This window comes from Thiobacillus denitrificans ATCC 25259 (assembly GCF_000012745.1).
Classification (GTDB): domain Bacteria; phylum Pseudomonadota; class Gammaproteobacteria; order Burkholderiales; family Thiobacillaceae; genus Thiobacillus; species Thiobacillus denitrificans_B.
This window is the reverse complement of sequence record NC_007404.1, coordinates 457,488-483,390: the sequence shown is the minus strand read 5'-3', so window position 1 is coordinate 483,390 and position 25,903 is coordinate 457,488. Positions and strand designations below refer to the sequence as shown.

22 protein-coding genes, 2 tRNA genes and 2 rRNA genes are annotated in these 25,903 nt (G+C 61.8%); 5 read left to right on the top strand and 21 right to left on the bottom strand.

Going from position 1 to position 25,903, the window contains the following annotated elements:
• Window positions 1-77: 77 nt before the first annotated feature.
• The 5 genes from TBD_RS02320 to tyrS form a co-directional block, all read right to left on the bottom strand.
• A 23S ribosomal RNA gene (locus tag TBD_RS02320) occupies window positions 78-3,098 on the bottom strand.
• Between the two features lie 319 nt (window positions 3,099-3,417).
• Window positions 3,418-3,493, bottom strand: a tRNA-Ala gene (locus tag TBD_RS02315).
• 139 nt (window positions 3,494-3,632) lie between these two features.
• Window positions 3,633-3,709, bottom strand: a tRNA-Ile gene (locus TBD_RS02310).
• 77 nt (window positions 3,710-3,786) lie between these two features.
• A 16S ribosomal RNA gene (locus TBD_RS02305) occupies window positions 3,787-5,321 on the bottom strand.
• Together the 16S and 23S rRNA genes with 2 tRNA genes alongside form the textbook arrangement of a ribosomal RNA operon.
• A gap of 384 nt (window positions 5,322-5,705) precedes the next feature.
• Window positions 5,706-6,896: a tyrosine--tRNA ligase gene (gene tyrS, locus TBD_RS02300; RefSeq protein ID WP_011310971.1), complete on the bottom strand. Its 1,191-nt coding sequence runs from the start codon at window positions 6,894-6,896 to the stop codon at window positions 5,706-5,708.
• A gap of 161 nt (window positions 6,897-7,057) precedes the next feature.
• Between tyrS and TBD_RS02295 the strand changes: the two genes are divergently transcribed.
• Both TBD_RS02295 and TBD_RS02290 read left to right on the top strand, forming a co-directional pair.
• Complete coding sequence (locus TBD_RS02295; RefSeq protein WP_011310970.1) at window positions 7,058-8,374, top strand: peptidoglycan DD-metalloendopeptidase family protein; 1,317 nt, start codon at window positions 7,058-7,060, stop codon at window positions 8,372-8,374.
• The gene (locus tag TBD_RS02290; protein WP_011310969.1) at window positions 8,371-9,489 is read left to right on the top strand and encodes an anhydro-N-acetylmuramic acid kinase; all 1,119 of its coding nucleotides are present in this window, start codon (window positions 8,371-8,373) and stop codon (window positions 9,487-9,489) included. The genes TBD_RS02295 and TBD_RS02290 overlap by 4 nt, the downstream gene beginning before the upstream one ends.
• A gap of 58 nt (window positions 9,490-9,547) precedes the next feature.
• Here the strand turns inward: TBD_RS02290 and erpA are convergent, their stop codons facing one another.
• The 4 genes from erpA to rplM all read right to left on the bottom strand — a co-directional run bounded on the left by erpA (window position 9,548) and on the right by rplM (window position 11,958).
• Window positions 9,548-9,898, bottom strand: coding sequence for an iron-sulfur cluster insertion protein ErpA (gene erpA, locus TBD_RS02285; protein WP_011310968.1), 351 nt, complete (start codon window positions 9,896-9,898; stop codon window positions 9,548-9,550).
• A gap of 91 nt (window positions 9,899-9,989) precedes the next feature.
• Window positions 9,990-11,018, bottom strand: a complete 1,029-nt coding sequence (gene argC / locus TBD_RS02280) for an N-acetyl-gamma-glutamyl-phosphate reductase (protein ID WP_011310967.1) — start codon at window positions 11,016-11,018, stop codon at window positions 9,990-9,992.
• 104 nt (window positions 11,019-11,122) lie between these two features.
• Window positions 11,123-11,515, bottom strand: coding sequence for a 30S ribosomal protein S9 (gene rpsI, locus TBD_RS02275; protein WP_011310966.1), 393 nt, complete (start codon window positions 11,513-11,515; stop codon window positions 11,123-11,125).
• The gene (gene rplM / locus TBD_RS02270) at window positions 11,512-11,958 is read right to left on the bottom strand and encodes a 50S ribosomal protein L13 (RefSeq protein WP_011310965.1); all 447 of its coding nucleotides are present in this window, start codon (window positions 11,956-11,958) and stop codon (window positions 11,512-11,514) included. The genes rpsI and rplM overlap by 4 nt, the downstream gene beginning before the upstream one ends.
• A gap of 116 nt (window positions 11,959-12,074) precedes the next feature.
• Between rplM and TBD_RS02265 the strand changes: the two genes are divergently transcribed.
• Together TBD_RS02265 and TBD_RS02260 are read left to right on the top strand one after the other, a co-directional pair.
• Window positions 12,075-12,830, top strand: coding sequence for a YdcF family protein (locus tag TBD_RS02265; protein ID WP_011310964.1), 756 nt, complete (start codon window positions 12,075-12,077; stop codon window positions 12,828-12,830).
• 58 nt (window positions 12,831-12,888) lie between these two features.
• Window positions 12,889-13,305, top strand: coding sequence for an OsmC family protein (locus TBD_RS02260; protein WP_011310963.1), 417 nt, complete (start codon window positions 12,889-12,891; stop codon window positions 13,303-13,305).
• A gap of 50 nt (window positions 13,306-13,355) precedes the next feature.
• Here TBD_RS02260 and TBD_RS02255 read toward each other — a convergent pair whose 3' ends face one another.
• On the bottom strand, window positions 13,356-13,553 hold the full coding sequence (locus tag TBD_RS02255; protein ID WP_011310962.1) for a DUF2283 domain-containing protein: 198 nt from the start codon (window positions 13,551-13,553) through the stop codon (window positions 13,356-13,358).
• Window positions 13,554-14,047: 494 nt separating this feature from the next.
• A complete protein-coding gene (locus tag TBD_RS02245) occupies window positions 14,048-15,136 on the bottom strand; it encodes a porin (RefSeq protein ID WP_011310960.1) in 1,089 nt (362 codons plus the stop codon).
• Window positions 15,137-15,405: 269 nt separating this feature from the next.
• On the opposite strand from TBD_RS02245, the gene ypfJ reads away from it, so the two are divergent.
• Window positions 15,406-16,254, top strand: a complete 849-nt coding sequence (ypfJ, locus tag TBD_RS02240; protein ID WP_011310959.1) for a KPN_02809 family neutral zinc metallopeptidase — start codon at window positions 15,406-15,408, stop codon at window positions 16,252-16,254.
• Window positions 16,255-16,329: 75 nt separating this feature from the next.
• On the opposite strand, the gene clsB is transcribed toward ypfJ, so the two are convergent.
• The 10 genes from clsB to TBD_RS02190 all read right to left on the bottom strand — a co-directional run bounded on the left by clsB (window position 16,330) and on the right by TBD_RS02190 (window position 25,840).
• Entirely contained in the window at window positions 16,330-17,520 is a 1,191-nt protein-coding gene (clsB, locus tag TBD_RS02235) for a cardiolipin synthase ClsB (protein WP_011310958.1), read from the bottom strand.
• Window positions 17,517-18,272, bottom strand: a complete 756-nt coding sequence (locus TBD_RS02230; protein ID WP_011310957.1) for an endonuclease/exonuclease/phosphatase family protein — start codon at window positions 18,270-18,272, stop codon at window positions 17,517-17,519. Before TBD_RS02230 ends, clsB begins: the two co-directional genes overlap by 4 nt.
• Window positions 18,273-18,279: 7 nt before the next feature.
• A complete protein-coding gene (nudB, locus tag TBD_RS02225; RefSeq protein ID WP_011310956.1) occupies window positions 18,280-18,720 on the bottom strand; it encodes a dihydroneopterin triphosphate diphosphatase in 441 nt (146 codons plus the stop codon).
• Window positions 18,717-19,022, bottom strand: coding sequence for a DUF2322 family protein (locus tag TBD_RS02220; protein WP_011310955.1), 306 nt, complete (start codon window positions 19,020-19,022; stop codon window positions 18,717-18,719). Before TBD_RS02220 ends, nudB begins: the two co-directional genes overlap by 4 nt.
• A gap of 6 nt (window positions 19,023-19,028) precedes the next feature.
• The gene (gene aspS, locus TBD_RS02215; RefSeq protein ID WP_011310954.1) at window positions 19,029-20,822 is read right to left on the bottom strand and encodes an aspartate--tRNA ligase; all 1,794 of its coding nucleotides are present in this window, start codon (window positions 20,820-20,822) and stop codon (window positions 19,029-19,031) included.
• 11 nt (window positions 20,823-20,833) lie between these two features.
• Window positions 20,834-21,433 (bottom strand): DUF502 domain-containing protein, encoded by a 600-nt coding sequence (locus tag TBD_RS02210; protein ID WP_041432241.1) that lies wholly within the window; start codon window positions 21,431-21,433, stop codon window positions 20,834-20,836.
• A gap of 65 nt (window positions 21,434-21,498) precedes the next feature.
• Entirely contained in the window at window positions 21,499-21,759 is a 261-nt protein-coding gene (locus TBD_RS02205; protein WP_011310952.1) for an FmdB family zinc ribbon protein, read from the bottom strand.
• A gap of 93 nt (window positions 21,760-21,852) precedes the next feature.
• Complete coding sequence (locus tag TBD_RS02200) at window positions 21,853-23,865, bottom strand: TonB-dependent receptor plug domain-containing protein (RefSeq protein ID WP_011310951.1); 2,013 nt, start codon at window positions 23,863-23,865, stop codon at window positions 21,853-21,855.
• 75 nt (window positions 23,866-23,940) lie between these two features.
• Entirely contained in the window at window positions 23,941-24,414 is a 474-nt protein-coding gene (ssb, locus tag TBD_RS02195) for a single-stranded DNA-binding protein (protein WP_011310950.1), read from the bottom strand.
• Window positions 24,415-24,478: 64 nt separating this feature from the next.
• Window positions 24,479-25,840 (bottom strand): MFS transporter, encoded by a 1,362-nt coding sequence (locus TBD_RS02190; protein ID WP_011310949.1) that lies wholly within the window; start codon window positions 25,838-25,840, stop codon window positions 24,479-24,481.
• Between the last annotated feature and the right edge of the window lie 63 nt (window positions 25,841-25,903).

Sequence of the window (25,903 nt, the reverse complement as noted above, 5' to 3'; positions counted from 1 at the left end):
CGTTTGGTGTGTCTGGAAGAAGGTGTTGGGTTGAGCTGTACCGTGCTTTCACACTTTGCACTGCTTCTCAAAATTATAGGATCAAGCCTCACGGGCAATTAGTACGGGTTAGCTTAACGCATTACTGCGCTTCCACACCCCGCCTATCAACGTCGTGGTCTTCGACGACCCTTCAGGGCACTCAAGGTGCCAGGGAAGACTTATCTTCAGGCAAGTTTCACGCTTAGATGCTTTCAGCGTTTATCTCTTCCGTGCTTAGCTACCCGGCGATACGACTGGCGTCATAACCGGTACACCAGAGGCACGTCCACTCCGGTCCTCTCGTACTAGGAGCAGCCCCCGTCAATCTTCCAACGCCCACGGCAGATAGGGACCAAACTGTCTCACGACGTTTTAAACCCAGCTCACGTACCACTTTAAATGGCGAACAGCCATACCCTTGGGACCGGCTACAGCCCCAGGATGTGATGAGCCGACATCGAGGTGCCAAACTCCCCCGTCGATATGAACTCTTGGGAGGAATCAGCCTGTTATCCCCAGAGTACCTTTTATCCGTTGAGCGATGGCCCTTCCATACAGAACCACCGGATCACTATGACCTGCTTTCGCACCTGCTCGACGTGTCAGTCTCGCAGTCAAGCCTTCTTTTGCCATTGCACTATCAGTACGATGTCCGACCGTACCTAGAAGACCTTCGTACTCCTCCGTTACACTTTGGGAGGAGACCGCCCCAGTCAAACTGCCCACCATGCACGGTCCCCGATCCAGATAATGGACCCAGGTTAGAACCGCAACGACACCAGGCTGGTATTTCAACGACGCCTCCACGAGATCTAGCGACCTCGCTTCACAGGCTCCCAGCTATCCTACACAAGTCCCGTCACAGTCCAATGCAAAGCTACAGTAAAGGTTCATGGGGTCTTTCCGTCTAGCCGCGGGGAGATTGCATCTTCACAAACATTTCAACTTCGCTGAGTCTCGGGTGGAGACAGTGTGGCCATCGTTACGCCATTCGTGCGGGTCGGAACTTACCCGACAAGGAATTTCGCTACCTTAGGACCGTTATAGTTACGGCCGCCGTTTACCGGGGCTTCGATCAAGAGCTTGCACCCCATCAATTAACCTTCCGGCACCGGGCAGGCGTCACACCCTATACGTCCACTTTCGTGTTTGCAGAGTGCTGTGTTTTTATTAAACAGTCGCAGCCACCATTTCACTGCAACCCCATCGGCCTTCGCGAGCAAGTCGCTACAACCTACCGGGGCGTACCTTATCCCGAAGTTACGGTACCAATTTGCCGAGTTCCTTCACCCGAGTTCTCTCAAGCGCCTTAGAATTCTCATCCTACCCACCTGTGTCGGTTTGCGGTACGGTTCTCGTTTACCTGAAGCTTAGTGGCTTTTCTTGGAAGCTTGGTATCAGTGACTTCGGCTCCAATGGAGCACCGTCATCGTGTCTCGACATTAACCCCCCGGATTTGCCTAAGGGATCTGCCTACGCACTTAAACCGGGACATCCAACACCCGGCTCACCTAACCTTCTCCGTCCCCACATCGCAGTAAACGAAAGTACGGGAATTTTGACCCGTTTCCCATCAGCTACGCATCTCTGCCTCACCTTAGGGACCGACTCACCCTGCGCCGATGAACGTTGCGCAGGAAACCTTGGGTTTTCGGCGAGGGGGCCTTTCACCCCCTTTATCGCTACTCATGTCAGCATTCGCACTTCTGATATCTCCAGCACCCCTTACAGGACACCTTCGCAGACTTACAGAACGCTCCTCTACCATATGCACAAAGTGCATATCCGAAGCTTCGGTTACGTGCTTAGCCCCGTTACATCTTCCGCGCAGGACGACTCGACTAGTGAGCTATTACGCTTTCTTTAAAGGATGGCTGCTTCTAAGCCAACTTCCTAGCTGTCTATGCCTTCCCACATCGTTTTCCACTTAGCACGTCATTTGGGACCTTAGCTGTCGGTCTGGGTTGTTTCCCTCTTGACACCGGACGTTAGCACCCGATGTCTGTCTCCCATGCTCGCACTTCACGGTATTCGGAGTTTGCTATGCCGCAGTAAGTCGCAATGACCCCCACTAACATTACAGTGCTCTACCCCCGTGAGTGATACATGAGGCGCTACCTAAATAGCTTTCGAGGAGAACCAGCTATCTCCGGATTTGTTTAGCCTTTCACCCCTATCCACAGCTCATCCCCTAATTTTTCAACATTAGTGGGTTCGGACCTCCAGTGCGTGTTACCGCACCTTCATCCTGGCCATGGATAGATCATCCGGTTTCGGGTCTACGCCCCGCTACTATGCGCCCTATTAAGACTCGCTTTCGCTTCGCCTCCCCTATTCGGTTAAGCTCGCAACGGAACGTAAGTCGCTGACCCATTATACAAAAGGTACGCAGTCACCCCTGCTTCAAACACCCTCCGGGTGTTCTCGCAGGGCCACTACAACGCTGCGCGTTGCAGCACCCATTTCACTCCTTCTTAATTACTTTTGAGTCGCTCGCTTGCGCTCGCTCCTCGAAAGAATCGAAGGTGCTTGAAGCAGGGGCTCCCACTGTTTGTATGCATGCGGTTTCAGGATCTATTTCACTCCCCTCCCGGGGTTCTTTTCGCCTTTCCCTCACGGTACTGGTTCACTATCGGTCGACTACGAGTATTTAGCCTTGGAGGATGGTCCCCCCATGTTCAGACAGGATTTCACGTGTCCCGCCCTACTTGTCTCATGCCTAGTTCCACACTCTTGTTTTCGCGTACGGGGCTATCACCCACTATGGCCAGACTTTCCAGACTGTTCCACTAACAAGAATGCTAAATCATGAAGGCTCTTCCCAATTCGCTCGCCACTACTATGGGAATCTCGGTTGATTTCTTTTCCTGCAGCTACTTAGATGTTTCAGTTCACTGCGTTCGCTCTACCCACCCTATGTATTCAGGTGGGAGTGGCCCAAAGGGCCGGGTTCCCCCATTCGGAAATCTCCGGATCAAAGCTCTATTGCCAGCTCCCCGAAGCTTATCGCAGGCTTACGCGTCCTTCATCGCCTGTAGTCGCCAAGGCATCCACCACATGCACTTAGTCGCTTGACCCTATAATTTTGAGGACTGAATTCTCTTGCGATCATCCAGTCTCGCATTACAGATGTGTTTGCTACCCCACCACCCAGCTCGGCATCAGGCTCATCACTGAACCCAATATTCCAGGTGACAGGGTCGATACAATTTCAACCCATGTTGATGCATTCATCACAAATGCATCACCTTCTTCCAAATTGTTAAAGAACAGCCGTTACGCATAACGCGTAAGCACTAAAGTCAGCGACTTCACTGCTTACGATTCACACAGATTCACACAGATAGGTACTGCGTTTTTCCCGACCCTTAATCCCGACCCCTGATCCCTGGATAGTGGTGGAGGATGACGGGATCGAACCGACGACCCCCTGCTTGCAAAGCAGGTGCTCTCCCAGCTGAGCTAATCCCCCTCTGAACTTCGATAGCCTTCGCATCGCGGCGTTGCTCAACGCCTTGTGTGCACCAGCACACGGCGGCGTCTCGCGCCTTGCGCTGCTCGACTCTCAAAGTTCAGAGCCAATCAGCATCCGGCCAAGCCACCACGCTATCTGGTGGGCCTGGCTGGATTTGAACCAGCGACCCCACGCTTATCAAGCGTGTGCTCTAACCAACTGAGCTACAAGCCCGGTCTCGCCGTTCCATCCATCGAAACAGCTTCTTATCGACAACCGATAGGTGTGAGTGTTGCAGCAGCTTTCTCTAGAAAGGAGGTGATCCAGCCGCAGGTTCCCCTACGGCTACCTTGTTACGACTTCACCCCAGTCATGAAACCCAGCGTGGTAAGCGCCCTCCTTGCGGTTAGGCTACCTACTTCTGCCAGATTCCACTCCCATGGTGTGACGGGCGGTGTGTACAAGACCCGGGAACGTATTCACCGCGACATGCTGATCCGCGATTACTAGCGATTCCGACTTCATGCTCTCGAGTTGCAGAGAACAATCCGGACTACGATCGGCTTTCTGGGATTGGCTCCACCTCGCGGCTTGGCAACCCTCTGTACCGACCATTGTATGACGTGTGAAGCCCTACCCATAAGGGCCATGAGGACTTGACGTCATCCCCACCTTCCTCCGGTTTGTCACCGGCAGTCTCATTAGAGTGCCCTTGCGTAGCAACTAATGATAAGGGTTGCGCTCGTTGCGGGACTTAACCCAACATCTCACGACACGAGCTGACGACAGCCATGCAGCACCTGTGTTCCGATTCCCTTTCGGGCACTCCCGCATCTCTGCAGGATTCCGGACATGTCAAGGGTAGGTAAGGTTTTTCGCGTTGCATCGAATTAATCCACATCATCCACCGCTTGTGCGGGTCCCCGTCAATTCCTTTGAGTTTTAATCTTGCGACCGTACTCCCCAGGCGGTCAACTTCACGCGTTAGCTTCGTTACTAAGGGATTTCACTCCCCCAACAACCAGTTGACATCGTTTAGGGCGTGGACTACCAGGGTATCTAATCCTGTTTGCTACCCACGCTTTCGTACATGAGCGTCAGTGTCATCCCAGGGGGCTGCCTTCGCCATCGGTGTTCCTCCACATCTCTACGCATTTCACTGCTACACGTGGAATTCCACCCCCCTCTGACGCACTCTAGACTGCCAGTTCAAAATGCCATTCCCAGGTTAAGCCCGGGGATTTCACATCTTGCTTAACAATCCGCCTGCGCACGCTTTACGCCCAGTAATTCCGATTAACGCTCGCACCCTACGTATTACCGCGGCTGCTGGCACGTAGTTAGCCGGTGCTTCTTCTGCTGGTACCGTCATTACCCCGGGATATTCGCCCGGAGCGTTTCTTTCCAGCTGAAAGAGCTTTACAACCCGAAGGCCTTCTTCACTCACGCGGAATGGCTGGATCAGGCTTTCGCCCATTGTCCAAAATTCCCCACTGCTGCCTCCCGTAGGAGTCTGGGCCGTGTCTCAGTCCCAGTGTGGCGGATCATCCTCTCAGACCCGCTACTGATCGTCGCCTTGGTAGGCCTTTACCCCACCAACTAGCTAATCAGACGTCGGCCGCTCGAATAACGTGAGGCCTTGCGGTCCCCCACTTTCCCCCTCAGGGCGTATGCGGTATTAGCACACCTTTCGGTGCGTTATCCCCCATTACTCGGTACGTTCCGACGCATTACTCACCCGTTCGCCACTCGCCACCAGGAGCAAGCTCCCGTGCTGCCGTTCGACTTGCATGTGTAAAGCATTCCGCCAGCGTTCAATCTGAGCCAGGATCAAACTCTTCAGTTCAATCACTGCAATTACTTCAAATACTTCGGCGCTCAACTCAAACTCGAGCCGCCTCTCGGCGACTCTTGATTCAAGTGTGAGCATTTATGCTAGTCGTCAGGCCCGGAAAACCAGGCCCGACCGCCGCAACAACACCCACACCTATCGGCTGTAAATTGTTAAAGATCAATCGATTGCAACAACACCACAACTCAGCGTCGCCGTTTCGAGAGGTGCGCATTCTACAGAACTTACAGAATACGTCAACACTTATTTTCGAAACCCGCCGCTTCTAAACGGCGTCAATCCTTGTTACTGCTTCGACGCACGACTGCGTTGTTCATCGAAGAGGTGCGCATTCTACAGAGCAAAAAAGCTTCGTCAACAGCTATCGCAGAACTTTTTTCAAATGACCGTCACGCGAGCGAATTTCCGCTTGCCGACCTGCGCGACGACCGTCGCGCCGGCGGGCACGCTCTGGCCTTTGTCCGTCACCCGCTCGCCGTCGAGCCTGACCCCGCCGCCGGCGATCTGGCGGATCGCGTCCGAGGTGCTGGAAACGAGTCCCGCCTGCTTGAGCAGCTGCGGCACCGGGAGGCCACCGTCAATGCCGTGCAGATCCACTTCGGGCATATCGTCTGGCAAGACCCCACGCTGGAATCGCGCCTCGAACTCGGCCACAGCGTCGCGTGCGGCCTTGTCCCCGTGGAACCTGCCGACGATTTCCTGCGCGAACGCAACCTTTACCTCACGCGGGTTCAGGCCGGCCGCGACGTCGGACCGCCAGCCTTCGATCCTGGCGATGGACTCGAACGAAAGCAGATCGATATAACGCCACATCAGCGCGTCAGAAATCGACATGAGCTTGCCGAAAATCTGCCCCGGCGCCTCGTTGATCCCGATGTAATTGCCGAGCGACTTCGACATCTTGTTGACGCCGTCCGTGCCCTCGAGAAGCGGCATGGTCAGAATGCACTGCGGCGGCTGCCCGTAGTGCTTCTGTAATTCCCGGCCCATCAACAGGTTGAACTTCTGGTCGGTGCCGCCCAGTTCGACGTCGGCCTTCAATTCGACCGAGTCGTAACCCTGGATCAGGGGGTAGAGGAACTCGTGGATCGCAATCGGCTTCTGGCTGCTGTAGCGTTTCTGGAAGTCGTCCCGCTCCAGCATTCTCGCGACCGTATGCGTTGCCGCGAGCCGGATCATCCCGACCGATCCCAAGCCTTCCATCCACTCGGAGTTGAAGCGCACCTCGGTCAAGGCCGGGTCGAGCACCTTGAATACCTGCTCCTGATAGGTCTTGGCGTTCTCGGCGACCGCCTCCCGCGTCAACGGCGGGCGGGTCGCATTCTTGCCGGTAGGGTCGCCGATCATCCCGGTGAAATCCCCGATCAGGAAAACAATCCGGTGACCGAGAACCTGGAACTGTCGCAACTTGTTCAATAAGACCGTATGCCCAAGATGGAGATCGGGGGCCGTGGGATCGAATCCTGCCTTGATGCGCAACGGCCGCCCGGTTTTCAGCTTCTCGACGAGCTCGGCCTCGACCAGCAGTTCGTCCGCGCCACGCTTGATCTCCTGCAATGCGTGCTCCATCAAATTCCTCTCCCGCACCGGTCAAGTTTCACTCGATCCTGGCCGTAATCCTGCAACACCGCTTGCTCAAACGCGTGTGTAAGCCGCTGTTTGAATTCAAAAAAGTCGCCGAGGGGCATTTGTGGTAGACTCCCGGCTCGATTACAGAAGGGAAACGGTCCATGCCGCTCACCAAACTGAGAATCTTAACCGATCGCATGACGGGAGCGGAACGCCGCTTCAAATTGCGTACCCTGGTCACGCTGTCGAGCCTACCGTTGTTTGGGGTCGTCGCGGCCTTCGGCCTTGCACCCGACACCAACACCAACAGCATTACGCCGCAGACGGTCATCGAAGGCATCGCCCTGCCCGCTTCCTACGCCGGTAGCGGGGACATGACGTTCGAGCGCGAGAGCACCATCCAATCCGGCGACACGCTCTCGAGCGCGCTCGCCCGCCTGCAGCTTGACGACCTGGAGATCCAGCAGCTCGTGTCAAACAAGGCGCTGCGTCCGCTCGCGGCGGAAATCCGCGCCGGCAAGCGCATCCAGGCGACGACCACCCAGGACGGCCAGCTCGTGTCGCTGCGGTTCGAGCGGCGCGGCGCGCCGACAATGACCGTGACCCGGGAAGGCGACGGCTACGTGGCGACCGAGGCCAGTGACGCGCTGGAGACTCGCGTGGTGATGCGCTCGGGCCGCATCCTGCTGTCGTTGTACGGCGCCACCGACGCCGCCGGAATACCGGACAAGATCGCCGACCAGATGGCCGAGACGTTCTCGACGAATCTCGACTTCCGCGAGGACCTGCGCCGCGGCGACAGCTTCTCGGTGATTTATACGGTCAACTATCGCAACGGCGAACCGGTTTCGCCCGGCAAGCTGCTGGCAGCCGAGTTCGTCAACGCCGGCAAGCCGTATCGCGCCGTGCTCTTCCAGGATCCGTTCGGACGTGAGGACTACTACACGCCCGAGGGCGAGTCGCTCAAGAAAGGCTTTCTGCGCTCGCCGCTCGAGTTTTCCCGCGTAACCTCGAGCTTCAGCAACTCGCGCAAGCATCCGGTTTACGGCTTCCACCGCGCCCATACCGGCGTCGATTTCGGCGCCCCGACGGGCACGCGGGTCAAGGCCACCGGCGACGCGACCGTCGTCTTTGCCGGGCGCCGCGGCGGCTACGGCAATCTCGTCGTGTTGCGACACCCCAACGGATTCGAAACCTACTACGCACACCTGAGCGCCTTCGCTACCGGCATCCGCCCGGGGCGCAGCATCGCTCAGGGCCAGCTCATCGCCTATGTCGGCTCGACGGGGGCTTCAACCGGTCCGCACCTCCACTACGAGGTCCGTATCGCCGGACGTCCGCAGAACCCGATGACCGTCAAGCTGCCAGGGTCGCCGCCCTTGGCCGACGCGCAGCGCGCGCGCTTCCTCCAGCAGACCGCCGCCTGGTCTGAAAAACTCCACCTGCTGCGCGGCACCAATCTCGCCGCACTCGATTGAGCGCAGTTCCCACGCATGAGGCCGAACCCTACGTCGGCCTCATGTCCGGCACCAGCCTTGACGGCATAGACGCGGTCCTGGCCGAGATCGGCACCGGCAACCAAGTTCGCCTGCTCCGTACCCGATACATCCATTATCCCGACGACCTGCGCGCGCAGTTGCTCGCGCTCCATACGCCGCAGGCCGACGAAGTCCATCTCGCGGCGCTTGCCGCCAACGCTCTGGCACGTCTCTACGCCGAAGCGGTCGGAGCGCTGCTTGAGGGCATCGATCCGGCCAAAATCCGCGCGATCGGCTGCCACGGCCAGACCCTGCGCCACCGGCCGGGGGACGGCTATACGATCCAGATCGGAAACGCGTCGCTGCTGGCCGAACTCGCGGGCATCGCCGTCGTCTCGGACTTCCGAAGCCGCGACATCGCGGCGGGCGGCCAGGGCGCGCCGCTGGTCCCGGCCTTCCACGCCCGCGTGCTGGCCCATCCCGAGATTCACCGGGTCATTGCCAACGTCGGGGGGATCGCGAACATCACGGACCTTCCGCCGAATGGCCCGATCCGGGGCTGGGATACGGGGCCGGGCAACATGCTCATGGACGCGTGGATCCATCGGCATCAGGGAAGCCGGTACGATCGCGATGGGAGTTGGGCCGCCGAGGGCAGCGTGGCCGCCGGACTCCTGCAAGCATTGCTGCGCCACCCCTACCTGGAGCAGCGCCCGCCGAAAAGCGCCGGGCGCGAGCAGTTCAACCTGGAAAGTCTCGACACGACGCTGGCCGGACTAGGGCAGAGGCTCGAGCCGGGCACGGTACAGGCCACCCTGCTCGAATTTACCGCCGTCTCGCTCTGCGACGCCGTGACGCAGGAGTGCCGCGGCGCGCAAGAACTCTACGTCTGTGGCGGCGGCGCGCACAACGGCGCCTTGATGCGGCGCATCGCGGCGCTCCTCCCGCACGTCCGCGTCACGACGACTGCCGACCTGGGCATCGACCCGGATTGGGTCGAGGCGCTCGCGTTTGCTTGGCTCGCCCGGCAGACGATGCACGGCGAAGCCGGCAACCTGCCTGCCGTGACAGGCGCATGCGGGGAACGCATACTCGGCGCGATCCATCCGGCCTGAAGCCGGACCGGAAACGAAAAAAGCGGCCGAAGCCGCTTTCTGCCGGGCGCGCAGCGCCTCAGGCCGAGAAGGACGAGCCGCAGCCGCAGGTGGTCGTGGCGTTCGGGTTCTTGATCACGAACTGCGCGCCTTCGAGGCCTTCCGAATAGTCGATTTCGGCGCCGACCAGATACTGGAAGCTCATCGAATCGACGAGCAGGGTCACGCCGTTTTTCACCATAACGGTATCGTCGGCGTTTTGTGCTTCGTCGAAGGTGAAGCCGTACTGAAAGCCCGAGCAGCCGCCGCCCGACACGAACACGCGCAGCTTGAGGTCAGGGTTACCCTCCTCGTCGATCAGGCTTTTGACTTTGCTTGCGGCGCTGTCGGTGAAGACGAGCGGGGATTCCATCTCGGTGGTTGCATTCATGGTGATGCTCCTTGAAAAAGTGTGGGGTGATTATCCGCTTCACCCGTCTTGCGTCAAGCAAAGACCCTGAGCGGGCCGCGGAGTTCCGCGCTCAGGGGAGCATGCCGACGTCCGACAGCGCCGTATCCTCGGCCAGCCCGAACAGGATGTTCATGTTCTGCACCGCCTGCCCCGCGGCGCCTTTGACCAGGTTGTCGATCACAGACAGCACGATCACCATGTCGCTTCCCTGCTGGCGGTGCACGGCGATGCGGCAGACGTTCGCCCCACGGACCGAGCGGGTCTCCGGGCAGGCACCGGCCGGCATGACATCGACGAAAGCCTCGTCCGTGTAACGCTTCTCGTACAAGGCCTGCAGGTCGACGTCCGCGCTCACCCTGGCGTAGAGCGTGGCGTGGATACCGCGGATGAGCGGCGTCAGGTGCGGCACGAAGGTAAAACCCACAGGTCCGCCTGCAAAAATCTCCAGCCCCTGCTTGATTTCCGGCCAATGACGGTGGCCGCCGACCGCGTAGGCCTTGAAGTTGTCGGCCGCCTCGGCGAAGAGGATATGGGTCTCGGCCTTGCGGCCCGCCCCCGACACGCCGGACTTGGCGTCGGCGATGAGGGTACCGGTTTCGGCGACGCCTGCTTCCAGAAGCGGCAGAAACCCGAGCTGCACCGCAGTCGGGTAGCAACCGGGGTTGGCGATCAGGCGTGCCGCCTTGATCTTGTCGCGGTTGATCTCGGGCAGACCATAGACCGCCTCGTCGACCAGGTCGGGGCAGGCGTGCTCCATCTTGTACCACTTCTGCCACTCGGCGACGTCCTTGATGCGGAAGTCGGCGGCCAGATCGATCACCTTGACGCCAGCGTCGAGCAGCGCACGCGTCTGTTGCATCGCCACCCCATTGGGCGTGGCGAAGAACACGACGTCGCACGTCTCGAGCCCTGCTTCCTCGGGTGTGGAAAAAGCCAGACCCACCCGGCCGCGAAGATTGGGAAACATGTCGGCGACCGGCATGCCAGCCTCCTTGCGCGAGGTGATCGCCTTCAATTCGACCTCGGGGTGACGCGCCAGTAGTCGCAGCAACTCGACGCCCGTATAACCCGTGCCGCCCACAATTCCGACCTTGATCATGGTGAAACTTCCTTGCGATGGATGAGTAATTGTAAGGTAGCCGCTCGCCCGGGCACAAAAAAAGCCGCCCGGTTCGGGGCGGCTTTTTTCGGGCGCCGAAGCGATCAGCGCTTCGAGAACTGCTTGCGGCGACGGGCCTTGTGGAAGCCGACCTTCTTCCGCTCGACTTCGCGGGCGTCGCGGGTGACGAGGCCGGCTGCCTTCAGCGTCGGCTTCATTCCGGCGTCGAGATCGATCAGCGCACGGGTGATGCCATGGCGAACCGCACCGGCCTGGCCGGATTCGCCGCCACCGGCGACGTTGACCATGATGTCGAAGCGATTGAGGTTGTCGGTCAGGACGAGGGGCTGACGCACGATCATGCGACCGGTCTCGCGCGAAAAATACTCGTCGACGGGCTTGTCGTTGACGACGATCTTGCCGCTGCCGGCCTTGATGAACACGCGGGCGACCGACGATTTGCGACGACCCGTACCATAGTTGTAGTTACCGATCATGATGCAGCCTTAACATTGATGTCGAGGGGCTTGGGCTGTTGCGCCTCGTGCGGATGGTCCGCGCCCGCGTAGATTTTCATTTTCTTGATCATGGCATAGCCGAGCGGGCCCTTGGGGAGCATGCCCTTGACCGCCTTTTCCAGTGCACGGCCCGGAAAGCGCGCCTGCATCTTGTCGAAGTTGGTCTCGTAGATACCGCCGGGATAGCCCGAGTGGCGATAGTATTTCTTGTCGAGGCCCTTGTTGCCGGTCACGACCATCTTGCTCGCATTGACGACAACGATGTAATCGCCGGTGTCGACGTGCGGGGTGAACTCCGGCTTGTGCTTGCCACGCAGACGGCGCGCGATCTCGGACGCGAGGCGGCCCAGCACTTTGTTATCAGCGTCAACCACGAACCAGTCGCGTTTGACTTCATGCGATTTAGCGGAAAAGGTTTTCATGACCCAACCTCTGCACAGAGGACATTCTCGGAAAGCCGGGCATTTTAACCGCGGCGCCCGCGCAAAGTCAAACGCCGGATGCAAGTCGCGCGGCCACCTCGCATACAATCGGCGCCATGACAGCCTGGCTCGCCACCGACCTGATCGCCATTGCGCTGTTGCCGCCGCTTTCGCTCGTGATCGTGCTCGGCGCCGGCATCGCCATTCGCCGCCGTAACCCCCGTCTTGCCATGTCGCTGATCCTTGTATCGACCGCCGCGCTCTACGCCCTGTCCACCCCCTGGGTCGGCGGGCTGCTGCTCAAGAGCCTCGAGATCAGCGTGCCGGTGGACCCTGCACGATTGCAGGCCGACGCAATCGTCGTTTTGAGCGGCGGCCGACGCATGGCGTCGCGCGAATACGGCGGCGACACGCTCAACGGCATCAGCCTCGAACGCCTGCGCTACGCAGTTCGGCTACACCGCGCGACCGGCCTGCCGCTGCTCGTCACCGGCGGCAACCCCGGCGGCGGAACGCTCGCCGAAGGCCAGATCCTCGCCCAAGTCTTGCGCGACGACTACGGGATCGAACCCCGCTGGGTCGAGGACGCCGCGCTCACGACCTGGGACAACGCGCGCTTGTCCGCGCCGCTGCTCAAAAAGAGTGGCGTCCATCGCATTGCGCTCGTCACCCACGCCTGGCACCTGCGCCGTGCGGTGCCGCTGTTCGAGGCGCAAGAACTCGAAGTCATCCCCGCCGGCATCCAGTTCGCCAGCACCGACCTCGACCGCATTCTCGATCTGCTGCCGACGCCGGCGGGTCTGCGCGACAGCAGCTTCGCCTTGCACGAATGGCTGGGCATTCTGTGGTACAAACTCCGCTCGAATTTCTAGCAGCGCTGTTCACGCAGAGGGCTGCTTCACACACTGAACCCATCCACCCGAGGACCCCATGAAAGCCCGCGTCAAACTCATCGAAGGCGTCAGCTTTGCCGGCCAGAGCGAATCCGGCCACACCGTCGTGATGGACGGCTCGCCCGATTCAGGCGGCAAGAACCTCGGCGTGCGGCCGATGGAAATGCTGCTGCTGGGTCTCGGCGGCTGCTCGTCTTTCGACGTCGTCCACATTCTGCGCAAGGGCCGGCAACAGGTGAGCGACTGCGTCGCGGACATCGACGCCGAGCGCGCGCCGACCGATCCCAAGGTATTCACGCGCATTCACGTGCACTTCACCGTCACCGGCAAATCGCTCGATCCCAAGCGCGTCGAGCAGGCAGTCAAGCTCTCGGCCGAGAAATACTGCTCGGCGTCGATCATGCTCGGAAAGACTGCCGAGATCACGCACGATTTCGAGGTAGTGGAAGCTTAGAAATGCAAACGGGCGCGGAAGCGCCCGTCGTCGTCACCGAGCAGCAATCGCTACGCTGCGATTTGCTCGAAAGAAAATTTCGGAATATCGGCCCGATCGCGCGCATGTTCGACCGTGATGCCACACACATTTCCATCCGCGTCCAGGTCAAGCAGGGTGTTCTCATCCAGATCCCTGCTTTCGCTCACCGGGGTCGATTTGAACTCGATATAAAGCGTGTCGGTATCCTGGAAATATTTGATCTTCATGGCACGAATCTCCGATCGAAAAATGCGTTGTGGACGGTTTCCCGGTCCGGTAGAAGAATCACGCGCAGGTAACGGCCTTCGACCTCCGCTATGGATGCCCAACGGCGAATTCGCCCATCGGACTGAATCACCTCCCGCTCGGGGTGATCGATCACATACTGAATCCACTCCAGTTGGATCGAGGCCCTGTCCGGCCGTTGCCGCATGGACAGAAAATACTGTGTGAATTTCACTTCCCCAGTGTAACAAACAAAGAAGCGTTTCATCGGCCACAGACGACCATCCGCGTCGCTCGATCCAATCGCGTGAGCGGTCGTAAAGCTCTCCGCCGACAACTATTGTTCGGCGTCGATCTTGCTCGGCAAGGTCGCCGAGATCATGCACGACTTGGAGGTGAAGGTGGCGTAAACGGCATCGGCAGGCAATAACAAAACGGGCCCCCGAAGGAGCCCGCTTAAACTTCGTCTTTCTAACCGGGTTGCCCCGGCGTTGAATCAGAAGGAGTGCTTCAGGCCGAGGCCGAAGGTCGAAGGATCCGCGCCATTTGCGACAGTGGTCGAGTCGCTCACGCCCTGGGCGCGGCCGATGTCGAATCCGGCGTTCGTGTCGTTCTTGATCTGCGCGTAGAACAGGGAGGCGGTCGTACGCTTGGACAGGTTGTAGTCGACGCCGACGGTGTACTGCTTGGCGCCGCTGTCGTTCACACCCTCATAGTCGCCGACCGTGAGGTAGTTGGCCTTGAGGACGACGTTGCCCAGCGCGTAGTTGGCGAACAGGCCCCAGCCGTTGCGATCGTCGGACGCCAGTGCGGCGTCGCCCGACGCGCGCTCGTACACCGCGCCCAGCTTGAAATCGGCGATGTTGAAGCCGGCGACGGCGCGCCAGATGCTGCGGTCGATTTCGTCGTTGGTCGCATTGATCAGCGTGTTGTGACGCTCATAGCCCAGACCCAGCATCAGGGGACCGTTGGCGTAGTCGGCGGACACGCTGTAGCCGTCGCGATCGTTACAATCCGCACCGGCCACGCAGCTGGGGAAGGTTGCGCTCGCACCAGAAACGCCGTGATCGGCAGTGTAGGCTGCCATCAGGGTCAGGCCGCTGAGGTTCGGGGAAATGTAAACCACGGTATTGTTGGGACGCAGATCATAGGAGGACGAGCCAGAAACGGCGTTCGCGCCCAGCAGGTTGCGCGAGTCGGCCAGGGTGTCGCCGAAGTTGTCGACCTTGCCGCGCAGCATCTTGACCGGGGTGTCGTGACGGCCGAGCAGAACGCTACCGAAACCGCCCTTGAGGCCGACGAAGGTGTTGCGGGTCGCGAAGGGGCCGCCGCTTTCGTCCAGAAAAACGGTCGACTCGATCTGCCAGATCGCGGACAGGCCGCCGCCGAGGTCTTCGGCGCCCTTGAAGCCGATGCGGCTGTTCTGGGAAGCAAGCGAGAGCTGGCGATCTTCGGTGCCGGTGTCGGAATCGATGCTCGCGACGGCGAAGTTCAGCACGCCGTAGACGTCGACGTTGCTGGTGGCCGCGAAAGCCGGGGCGGAGACGGCGCTGGCGACGGCCAGGGCGATCAGGGATTTTTTCATTGCTTTTCTCCTAATAAAGAAAAATAAAACCGATTGAAGCTCTGCAGAGCTGTCCGACATGCAAGGCGCTTGATGGACGAGGTCGATTATCCAGACTCGCTTCAGCCCGGCAAGAAAAGCTGTTGTTTTTTACGCTGCCGGCGAAAAAAGTGTTGTTTTGTTGCACCTCAGCGGGCCCCCGCGGGCTAGGCCCGTCGCCATTCCGGCGACTGCGCCGCTCCCGGGGTGCTGGCTACAATGAAGCGGGTGTACCTCTTGAGGAAACCGCCATGCGCTGGGAACGCGGACGACGCAGCAGCAACATCGAAGATCGGCGCGGCATGCGGATCGGCGGCCGCGGGCTGGCCGGCGGCGGGATCGGCGCGATCGTGCTCGCGCTCGTCGCGATGTATTTCGGCGTCGACCCGTCGGTGGTGCTCAACCAGGTGGGCGGGCCGGCGGCGACCGAGCAGCAGGTCGCGCAGTCGCCCGAGGAGGAGCGACTCAAGGAATTCATGTCCGTCGTGCTCGCCGACACGGAGGATGTGTGGGGCACGTTGTTCCAGCAGTCGGGCCAGCCATATCGGCAACCGACGCTGGTGCTGTTTTCGGGTGCGGTGCAGTCGGCGTGCGGGTTTGCCGAAGCGGCGATGGGGCCTTTTTACTGCCCGGGCGACCAGAAGCTCTATCTCGACATGAGCTTCTTCGACGATCTCGCGCAGCGCCACGACGCACCGGGCGATTTCGCCCAGGCCTACGTCGTCGCCCACGAGGTCGGCCACCACGTGCAGACGCTGCTCGGCGTCTCGCAGCAGGTACACGCCGCGCGTCAGCGCTCCGGCGAGGCCGCGGGCAACGCGATGCAGGTGCGCATGGAATTGCAGGCCGACTGTTTCGCCGGCGTCTGGGCGCATCACGCCGACAAGACGCGTCAGGTGCTCGAACCGGGTGATGCGGAAGAGGCGCTGGCCGCTGCGGCCGGGGTCGGCGACGACCGCCTGCAACGGCAGACGCGTGGCACGGTCGTGCCCGAATCCTTCACGCACGGCGCGTCGGAACAGCGCATGCGCTGGTTCGCGCGCGGCATGCAGACAGGCGACCCGGGGCAATGCGATACATTCGAGGCGGCGAAGCTCTGACGCGGCTTGCGCCATGCTGGCGACGCTGCTGCTACAGCGCCTCGCCCCCGACGCAACCCGGCTGGGACGACAGCGTTACAGCCAGCGCCCGAGCCGCGCGACGCCAAGCAGAAAGCGCACGAGCCCGTAGGCAAGCCGCGAGGCCAGGCGCTGGCGCCAGGGACGGATCTTCCAGTCGGCGGCACTGAGCGCGGCCGATTCGTCCACCGCGCGCTGCAGGCGCTCGCGCAGGTCGGCGGCGAACCCCACGTCGTCGACGACGATGTTCGCCTCGCGCGCGAGCATCAGACTGAACGGGTCGATGTTGCTCGACCCGACCGTCGCCCAGTGGTCATCGACGACCGCGACCTTGGCGTGCAACTCGCTCGCCTGATACTCGCGGATGCTGACGCCGGCGACTAGAAGATCCTGGTAGAGCGCGCGCGACGCCGCCTGAAAAAAAGGATGGTCGGTATGCCCCTGCACGAGCAGCTGCACGCGCACCCCACGCGCCGCGGCTTTTTTCAGCAGCTTGCGGAAGCGGTTGCCGGGCAGAAAATAGGCGTTCGCAATCAGGATGTCGCTGCGCGCGAGCGCAAGCGCCGTCAGGTAGCTGCGCTCGATGTCACGCCGATGGGCAAAGCTGTCGCGCGTCACGAAAGCCGCGCGGACGCGGCCGTCGGTCGGCCAGGAAGGGTGAACCGAATGCTTGCGGTCGATTGGCTGCAGTTGGCTCAAGGCGACCAGACGCCACAGGTGGTGCACACTTTGATGGATCGCCACGATCAGCGGCCCCTGCACTTCGACGCTGAAGTCGAAACGCGCGACAGGAAAGCGAATCGGCTCGAAATCGTCGAGCAGATTCATGCCGCCGACAAAAGCGATGCGCGCGTCGACGACCGCGACCTTGCGGTGCAATCGGCGCAGACTTTTCGGATTCGAGCGCCAGCCGGTGACCAGCGGCCGGTACTTGAGGACGGCGACGCCCGCCGTCTTCAGTGCTTCCAGCCACGCGGCAGGCAGTTCACGCGAACCGATCGCGTCGATCAGGACGCGCACCTGCACGCCGCGCTGCGCGGCGCGAACGAGCGCGTCGCGCACGGCCTCGGCCGTCGAGTCGGCGTTGAAGATATAGGTTTCAAGATAGATTTCGGCGCGGGCGGCGTCGAACGCGGCGATCAGCGCAGGGAAGTAGTCGGCCCCGCTCTGCAACAGCCGCAGGTGGTTGCCCGAAACCATGTCGACGCGGCGAAAAAACAGCCGCGACCAGGGACCGCGCGGGGTCATGCTGCGGCGCTAAGCGTCGCAGTCAGCGCAGCGTGATCGGAGACCCCGCGCCACAGGGTACCCGAATGGACCTCGACAGCTTTGACCGTGAAGCGGCGCACGTAGATACGGTCGAGCTGGAACAGCGGAAAAATCGACGGATAGCTGCGCGCCGGCTTGCCCTGGTGGGTACCGAAGACTTCCGACAGCCCGAGCTCGTCGTTGAAATAGCGGCACGCGCGCATCTGCCAGTCGTTGAAATCGCCGGCGAGGATCAGCGGCGCGTCGTCGGGGACCAGTTTGTGCACGCGGTCGGCGATCATCGCGAGTTGCCGCTTTCGGCCGCGCGCCGTCAGGCCCAGGTGAACGTTGATGCAGTGCACGGGCGTGCCGAGCCCGGGCACCTCGATCTCGCAATGCAACATGCCGCGGCTTTCGAAAGCGTGGGCCGAGATGTTTTCGTTTTCCCAGGAAGTGATCTTGTAGCGCGACAGGATGGCGTTGCCGTGATGCCCGGTGTCGTAGACGCAATTCTTGCCGTAGGCGAAATCGGTGTATATCTGGCCGGCGAGGAATTCGTGCTGCGGGCGGCCGGGCCAGTGCTGGAATCGGCTCGCGCGCAGGCCGTGGCTGCCTTGCACCTCCTGCAGAAAAACGATGTCGGTTCCCAGCCCGCCGAGGCGGTCGCGCAACTCGTGCACCATCAGGCGGCGGTTGAATTGCGACATGCCCTTGTGGATGTTGTAGCTCGCGATGTGCAGCGCTTGGCTCATGCCGGAATTATAGGCGCCTGGGGACGAGCCGAATCGCGGCTGCGTTGCTAGGCGAAAAGCAGCGTTCCGCAGCGCGCGGCCACGGCAACCACAGATAGCGCAGGTGCTCCTGCGGCGCCAGTACCACCGGCAGGCGCGACGGCAGCCGCAGCCCGAACACGTGCTCGGTGTTGTGCGTCACGCCCGGCGCGTAACGGTGGCGCCAGCGTTCGTAGATCTCGAAGCGGGTTTCGATGTCCCACGGACTCAACTCGAACTGTGCGGCATCGAGCCCGGTTTCTTCGCGCACTTCCCGGATCGCGGTCTGTTCCAGCGTTTCGCCTTCATCCTGCGAACCCGTCACCGATTGCCAGAAACCGGGCGCGTCCGCGCGTTCGAGCAGCAAGACCTCGCCGTCGACCGTGTAGATGACGACGAGTACCGAAACGGGAATCTTGTGCGGCGTCACATCACGCGGGCCGCGAGCGGAACGCCCGTCTTGAGGATATCGACCAGGCGGTCCACGTTCGGATGCTTACCCGGGTGGCGTGCCGCGTCCTCGGTATGTTCGGCAAAGATCGCCAGGCCTTCGGCGGCCGCCTCGGCATCGATCGCGCCGTAGCGCTGCGCGAGATAGGCATAGACGCGAAACGAGCCGGCCGTGCCCGGCGCGTTGGCGATCCGACCGAGCTCGGCGCCGGCCGCGTCGCTCAGGACCACCGCTTCGCCGGTGAACTCTGGCAGGGTGTTCAGGGTATCGGCGAATTTCATCTCGGCTCAGGCTGCCTTGTCGGCGGCGATCGGATTGCGCAGGCGGATGTGCAACTCGCGCAGCTGCTTTTCGTCGACGACGTTGGGCGCGTTGGTCATCAGGCACGAGGCGCGCTGCGTCTTGGGGAAGGCGATGACGTCGCGGATCGACTCGGCCCCGGCCATCAGCGTGACCAATCTATCGAGCCCGAATGCGAGGCCGCCATGGGGCGGCGCGCCGTATTGCAGGGCGTCGAGCAGGAAGCCGAATTTCTCGCGGCGCTCTTCCTCGCCGATGTTGAGGGCGGCGAAGACCTTTTCCTGCACCTTCTCGCGGTGGATACGCACCGAGCCGCCGCCGACTTCCCAACCGTTCAGCACCATGTCGTAGGCCTTGGACAGACACTTGCCGGGGTCGGTGGCGAGCCAGTCCTCGTGGCCGTCCTTGGGCGCGGTGAAGGGATGGTGCAGCGCGTCCCAGCGGTTCTCGTCCTCGTTGTATTCGAACATCGGGAAGTCGACGACCCAGAGCGGCGCCCAGGCGCGACCGTCGACGTGACCTTTCTCGTGGCCGATCTTGAGCCGCAGCGCGCCGAGCGCGTCGTTGACCACCTTGGCGCGGTCGGCGCCGAAGAAGATCAGGTCACCGTTCTGCGCGCCGGTCCGCTCCATCACCGCGTGCAAGGCGGCTTCTGAGAGGTTCTTGACGATCGGCGACTGCAGGCCCGCTTCGTTCAACTGGCCGACGTCGTTGACCTTGATGTAGGCCAGCCCCTTGGCGCCGTAAATCTTGACGAACTCGGTGTAGCCGTCGATTTCGCTGCGCGAGAGCGTCGCGCCGCCCGGAATCCGCAGCGCCGCGACACGACCTTTCGGATCATTGGCAGGTGTGGCGAAGACCTTGAACGCGACGTCCCTCATGACGTCGCCGACGTCGACGATTTCGAGCGTGACGCGCAGATCGGGCTTGTCCGACCCGTATCGATTCATCGCCTCGGCGTAGCTCATGCGCGGGAAGGCCGCGGGAAGTTCGATGCCCTGGGCCTTCTGCATCATGTCGCGAATCATGCCCTCGACGAGGCCCATGATCGCTTCCTCGCCCATGAACGAGGTCTCCAAATCCACTTGCGTGAACTCGGGCTGGCGGTCGGCGCGCAAGTCCTCGTCGCGGAAGCACTTCGTGATCTGGAAGTAGCGGTCGACGCCGGAGACCATCAGAAGCTGCTTGAAGAGCTGCGGGCTCTGCGGCAGCGCGTAGAACATGCCGTCGTGCACCCGGCTCGGCACCAGATAGTCGCGCGCGCCTTCGGGCGTCGAGCGCGTCAGCATCGGCGTCTCGACCTCCATGAAGCCGTGCGTATCGAGGTAGTCGCGCATGATCTTCGACACGCGATAGCGCAGCTTGAGGTTCTTCTGCATCGGCTCGCGGCGCAGGTCGAGGTAACGGTACTGGAGTCGGATGTTCTCGTTGATGGTCTCGTCGTCGATCTGGAACGGCGGCGTCAGCGAGGGGTTCAGCACGTCCAGATCGAGCGTCAACACCTCGACCATCCCGGTCGGCAGGTGCGGATTCTCCGTCCCTGCCGGACGCGGACGAACCTTGCCTTCGATCTTCAGCACGAATTCGGCGCGCACGTCCTCGGCGAGCTTGAATGCCGCCGGCGTATCGGGGTCGACCACGACCTGAACCATGCCCTCACGGTCGCGCAGGTCGATGAAGATCACGCCGCCGTGATCGCGTCGCCGGTGCGCCCATCCGCACAAAGTGACCGTGTTGCCGACGTCGGCGGCCGTGACCGCGCCGCAGTAGTGAGTACGCATGTTCGTTTTTCCTATTGGCTACCCCGGGGGTCGCCGGAAACGACGCCCATCGAGACGATATATTTGAGCGCGCGGTCGACCGGCACGGCCAGTTCGATCACCTCGCTCTTCTTCACATAAAAATAGAAACCGTTGACCGGGCTCGGCGTGGTCGGGACGAAGACGGCGACGTGCTCGTCCGGCAAGGCACGCGCGACCTCGTCGGGAACGTTGGTCTGGAACGCGAGCGACCACGCCTGCGCATGCGGATAGCGCACGAGCAAGACCTTCCTGAAGGCGTGGCCGCTGCCCGAGAGCAGGGTGTCGGACACCTGCTTAACCCCGCCGTATATGGTCTTCACGACCGGGATGCGGATCAACAGGCGCTCCCACAGGCCGATGATCTTGTTGCCAAAGAAATTGGTCGCGAACACGCCGGTGAGCAGAATCACGAGCAGCGTCAGGATGACGCCCAGGCCGCGGATGCGCATGCCGATCCACGCTTCGGGCTGCCATTCGGCCGGCAGCACCATGAGGCTCTGGTCGAGCGTGCCGATCAGCAGATCGAGCACCCACAGCGTGATCCCCAGTGGGACCCAGATCAGCAGGCCGGTAATGAAATAACGCTTCATGCTTCCGTCGGAAACAAAGAAGCGGACGGCTCGCACCGCCCGCTTCCCGGTTGACGCACGCGCCGTCAGTTACATGCCGGACACGCACCGGTGCCGCAGGCGTGCGAAGGCGCGTCGGTCTTGGTCTCCGCGGGCTTGCTCGAACCGCCCTTGAAATCGGTGGCGTACCAGCCGGTTCCCTTGAGCGCGAACCCTGCCGCGGTGAGCTGCTTGGCGTAGGCGTCCTTGCCGCACGATGGACACACGGTCAACGGCGCGTCGGACACTTTTAGCATTTCATCCTGGGCGAAGCCGCAGGCACTGCATTTGTAGGCATAGATCGGCATGAAAATTCTCCGACAATCAAGAAGTTGCGCAAATTATACTCGCCAGCCCGCAAGTCCCCAAGATGCGGGGCCGCAGGGCTGCGCCCTCGGCGGCTACCATGCCAAAGCGAGGCTGCCGTAGACGCGACGGCTGAAGCGGTTGGTGTCGCGAAACTCCTCGTAGTCGTCGCCGAGATTCTGGCCGACCAAGGCAGCCTCCACCTCGCGACCCTGCCACTTCCAGCGTTTCGCAAGACGGGCATCGACGCGCGTATAGCGCCGGGTAGTGTCTCCCTCGGTGAGCCACTTCACGGCGTCGGTTCCCCAGACCCCGCCGCTCGTCTCCCACCCGTTGTCGAACCGGTAGGTGGCCAGCACACCCCAGGAACTGCGCGGAGTGGAGAGCGGAATGTCCACGGTGTAGTTTTCCCGCCGTGTGTCCGCGGTCGTGAAGACGCGGGCGAAGTGCGCGTGGACATCCAGTCGTCGGACGGGCTTCCAGCGCAGTTGAAATTCGCCCCCTTGGGACCACGCCTGGCCGATGTTCTCGTATCTGAACTCGTTGACCCGGATGGCATCGCCGCTAAAGAAATCGCTCTTTTGCTGGCCGATGAAATTTCCGATCTTGTCCCGGAACACGCGCAGATCGAACTCCAGCCGGGCGGGGCGCCAATAACCGACATAGCCAATCTCGCGCGACAGTATGCGTTCGGGCGCGAGGCGCGGCGAAGGCACCGTCACCACGTCGCCGACCGTGCCGTCGTCGAGGACAATGACCTGATTACCCTCCTGCTCGAAAAACGTGGGCGAGCGATAGGCCTGGGAAATACCAAGGCGGAGCACGTGCCCGGGCGCCAAGGTAAAGTTCGCCGCCACGCGCGGGGAGACGTCGGTGCCGGTGAAGTAGTGGTGTTCGAGCATCGCGCCGCCCTGAACCAGCAGGCGCCCGGTCGCCCGCCATTCCAGGTTCGCAAAGCTGCGCGCCAATTCGCCGCGCAGCGTCCTGTCCGAGTTGTAACCCTGGGGGCTCTTGACCGACTCCTGGCGGACTTCGCCGCCCCAGACGGCGCGCAAGGTCGGCGTCCACTGCTCGGTCACCTGCAGCTCGATGTTGCTGCGCGACTGGGTCAGATACTGGTCCACGACCACGTTTACGCCGACGTCTCCGGCGGCGTCGGCGTCGAACCGGTTCTGGCTGTGGTAGGCCTGGAGCCGCCACTCGCGCCGCTCGGACTCGACCTTGTGATAAGCCAGTTGCAGGTAAAGTGCGCGCGAATCCTGGTCGATCGGTTCGAGCACGGACCCGGGCGCGGCGGTACGCGAGCCGCCTTTCCAGTCACCGCGCGAGAGGCCGAACTGCAGCATCAGGTCAGAATCCCTCGTGATTTGCCGATCGACGCGGCCGTTGACGAAATAGGTCCTGCTCGCCTCGAAGTAGCGCCCGTTGTCGTCGGAAAGTGGGCCTTCTGGATCGAGCTTGCCTACCACGTCACGCTCGAAGCGGTCGCGCTGCTGCGCAGAGGCCGTAAGCCGGTAGCGCAGGTCGCCGCTTCCGCCGCCCTGGCGCACCGTGATCCCGCGCATGTCCTGCTCGCCGGCCTGCATGGACACGAAGGCGCCCGGAACCTGCGCAGCCGCCTTGGTGATGATGTTGATGACGGCGACAAAAGCGTTCGCGCCGTAAATCGCCGCATTGGGGCCGCGCACGACCTCGATGCGCTCGATGTCGTCGATCGAGAGCGGCAGGTCGGTCCAGTAAACCGCGCCGTAGTGCGGACTGTATATCGAGCGCCCGTCGACCAGCACCTGAAAGCGCCGCGAATAGGCGTCGGCGAGCCCGTGGTAGCCCGCGGTCCAGGTGTTGTCCTCGGTGTAAGCGACCGAAAAACCCGGCACCAGGCGCAGCAACTCGGGGATGTCGCGAAACCCCGACGCCCGAATCATCTCTTGATCGATGACGCTCACCGCGGTGGGGGCGTCGCTCACGGGCTGCGACAGGCGCGACGCCGACAGCACGACAGGCAGTTCGTCGAAGAAATCGGCTTCATCGACCTGCGCGAACGCACTACCCTGACCGAGAAGCAATGTCCCGATCAACCAAACGCCGGCAAGCCTCGTGCTGTCCACTTTCTTCTGCGCGATGTGCGCTCTCCCCGCGTTATCGTTGTATGCGCCGTGGTGCGCCGGCCCTGCGGGATGGGATCAGAACGGAATATCGTCGTCCATGTCGTCGAATCCGCTGCTCGCCGGGCGCTGCGAGCCGGCGGGGGCGTTGCCACGCGGCTGGCTGCGCTGCGGCGCCTGGTTGAAGCCGTCGTCCATGTCGGCCACACCCCCGCCACCGCTGCGGCTACCCAGCATCTGCATCCGGTCGCCGCGGATCTCGGTCGCGTATTTCTCGACGCCTTCCTTGTCGGTGTACTTGCGCGTGCGGATCGAGCCTTCGACGTAGACCTGCGAACCCTTTTTCAGGTACTGCCCGCACACCTCGGCGGTACGGCCGAAGAAACTGACGCGGTGCCACTCGGTCTGCTCGACCATCTGGCCGCTCTTGTCCTTGTATTTGTCGGTCGTCGCGATCGCGAGGTTGGCGACGGCCTCTCCGCTCGGCAGGTAGCGCATCTCGGGGTCGCGTCCGAGATTGCCGACCAGGATGACTTTGTTGACGGATGCCATGTTTTTCCCCGTGATGAGTTGGATTGTGCGCGCTTGGGCCCTGCGAATTCTATCAGGCCGGCTTTCAGGCGGTGGCCGCTTCCAGCAGGCTCCGCGCGCCCGCCTCGTCCCAGCCCGAAATCCGGACCTTGAGCATGGCGACCCCTTCTTCGGCAAGCACGGCGGCCTCGACGACGCCCGGCACACCCGCGAGCTGAGCCTTCAGCAAGGCCGCCCGATCGCTCGCCATCGTGCCGACGCGAAACATGCGGGTCTTGATCGCCGGGGGCGACGCCATCGACACGCTGGCGAGCAGCCAGATGGCCATCAGGATCACGCAAAACACGAAGACCGCGCTGAAGCCGTAGTGCTGCGCCAGCCAGCCGCCGAATACGCCGCCGAAGAAGAGTCCGAGCGCCTGCGCCGTGTTGTAGACCCCCATCGCGGTTCCCTTGGCCGACGCCGGGGCAAGCTTGGAGATCAGCGAGGGCAGGCTGGCTTCGAGCAGATTGAACGCGACGAAGTAGAAGAATAGCGCCCAGACGATGCCCCAGAAGTGGCTGATGCCGAGCGCCAAGCCGATCTGGGCCAGCAACATCAGCGCGACCGCGCCGACGAAGACGGGCTTCAACTGGCCGCGCTTTTCCCCGTAGACGATCGCCGGAATCATCAGTACGAAGGAGCCGAGCAATACCGACAGGTAGACGATCCAGTGCTGCGCGGCGTCGAGGCCGCTATTCTTGAGCGCCACCGGCACCACGACGAACATCGCCATTTGCGCGGCATGCAGGGAGAAAATGCCGAAGTCGAGCCGCAGGAGCTGCGCGTCCTTCAGAACGTCGAGGAGTTTCGCCGGATTGGCCTCGGCGTCGGCATGAAAATGGGTGTCGACCGGATCGGGCACCCAGGCCTTGACGACCCAGATCGCGGTGAGCGCGAGCACGCCGGTAAGCGCGAAGATGCCCGGTACGCCGATCACCCGGTTGAGCGCAGGACCGGCGACCAGCGACAGCGCGAACGCGACGCCGATCGTCGAGCCGATGGTCGCCATCGCCTTGGTGCGATGCTCCTCGCGCGTGAGGTCGGCCAGCAGCGCGGTCACCGCCGCCGAGATCGCCCCGGCGCCCTGCAAGGCGCGGCCGGCAATCGTCCAGTAGATATCGGTGGCCGCGGCGGCGACGAAGCTGCCGAGGGCGAACAGGACGAGGCCGAAGATGATGACCTTTTTACGCCCGATGCGGTCCGACGCCATGCCGAAGGGAATCATGAGTATGGCCTGGGTCAGGCCGTACATGCCGAGCGCAAGCCCGACGAGGGTGTGGCTCTGCCCCCCCGGCAGGTGTTCGGCATAGAGCGCAAACACCGGCAGGATCAGGAACATGCCCAGCATACGCAACCCGAAAATCACTGCGAGACCGGATGCGGCGCGCTTCTCAGCGCGGTTCATGCTCTCGCTCAGGTCGATGTGGGCCACGACTGGATTCGGTGAATTGCGGAAGTCCGTTATATT

What these genes read in the sequence shown, in the direction of transcription:
- tyrS (WP_011310971.1), bottom strand. Translation starts at nt 6,896, where the DNA reads ATGGAGCACGCATTGCAGGAGATCAAGCGTGGCGCGGACGAACTGCTG.
- TBD_RS02295 (WP_011310970.1), top strand. Translation starts at nt 7,058, where the DNA reads ATGCCGCTCACCAAACTGAGAATCTTAACCGATCGCATGACGGGAGCG.
- erpA (WP_011310968.1), bottom strand. Translation starts at nt 9,898, where the DNA reads ATGAATGCAACCACCGAGATGGAATCCCCGCTCGTCTTCACCGACAGC.
- argC (WP_011310967.1), bottom strand. Translation starts at nt 11,018, where the DNA reads ATGATCAAGGTCGGAATTGTGGGCGGCACGGGTTATACGGGCGTCGAG.
- rpsI (WP_011310966.1), bottom strand. Translation starts at nt 11,515, where the DNA reads ATGATCGGTAACTACAACTATGGTACGGGTCGTCGCAAATCGTCGGTC.
- rplM (WP_011310965.1), bottom strand. Translation starts at nt 11,958, where the DNA reads ATGAAAACCTTTTCCGCTAAATCGCATGAAGTCAAACGCGACTGGTTC.
- TBD_RS02265 (WP_011310964.1), top strand. Translation starts at nt 12,075, where the DNA reads ATGACAGCCTGGCTCGCCACCGACCTGATCGCCATTGCGCTGTTGCCG.
- TBD_RS02260 (WP_011310963.1), top strand. Translation starts at nt 12,889, where the DNA reads ATGAAAGCCCGCGTCAAACTCATCGAAGGCGTCAGCTTTGCCGGCCAG.
- TBD_RS02255 (WP_011310962.1), bottom strand. Translation starts at nt 13,553, where the DNA reads ATGAAGATCAAATATTTCCAGGATACCGACACGCTTTATATCGAGTTC.
- TBD_RS02245 (WP_011310960.1), bottom strand. Translation starts at nt 15,136, where the DNA reads ATGAAAAAATCCCTGATCGCCCTGGCCGTCGCCAGCGCCGTCTCCGCC.
- ypfJ (WP_011310959.1), top strand. Translation starts at nt 15,406, where the DNA reads ATGCGCTGGGAACGCGGACGACGCAGCAGCAACATCGAAGATCGGCGC.
- clsB (WP_011310958.1), bottom strand. Translation starts at nt 17,520, where the DNA reads ATGACCCCGCGCGGTCCCTGGTCGCGGCTGTTTTTTCGCCGCGTCGAC.
- TBD_RS02230 (WP_011310957.1), bottom strand. Translation starts at nt 18,272, where the DNA reads ATGAGCCAAGCGCTGCACATCGCGAGCTACAACATCCACAAGGGCATG.
- TBD_RS02220 (WP_011310955.1), bottom strand. Translation starts at nt 19,022, where the DNA reads ATGAAATTCGCCGATACCCTGAACACCCTGCCAGAGTTCACCGGCGAA.
- aspS (WP_011310954.1), bottom strand. Translation starts at nt 20,822, where the DNA reads ATGCGTACTCACTACTGCGGCGCGGTCACGGCCGCCGACGTCGGCAAC.
- TBD_RS02210 (WP_041432241.1), bottom strand. Translation starts at nt 21,433, where the DNA reads ATGAAGCGTTATTTCATTACCGGCCTGCTGATCTGGGTCCCACTGGGG.
- TBD_RS02205 (WP_011310952.1), bottom strand. Translation starts at nt 21,759, where the DNA reads ATGCCGATCTATGCCTACAAATGCAGTGCCTGCGGCTTCGCCCAGGAT.
- ssb (WP_011310950.1), bottom strand. Translation starts at nt 24,414, where the DNA reads ATGGCATCCGTCAACAAAGTCATCCTGGTCGGCAATCTCGGACGCGAC.
- TBD_RS02190 (WP_011310949.1), bottom strand. Translation starts at nt 25,840, where the DNA reads ATGAACCGCGCTGAGAAGCGCGCCGCATCCGGTCTCGCAGTGATTTTC.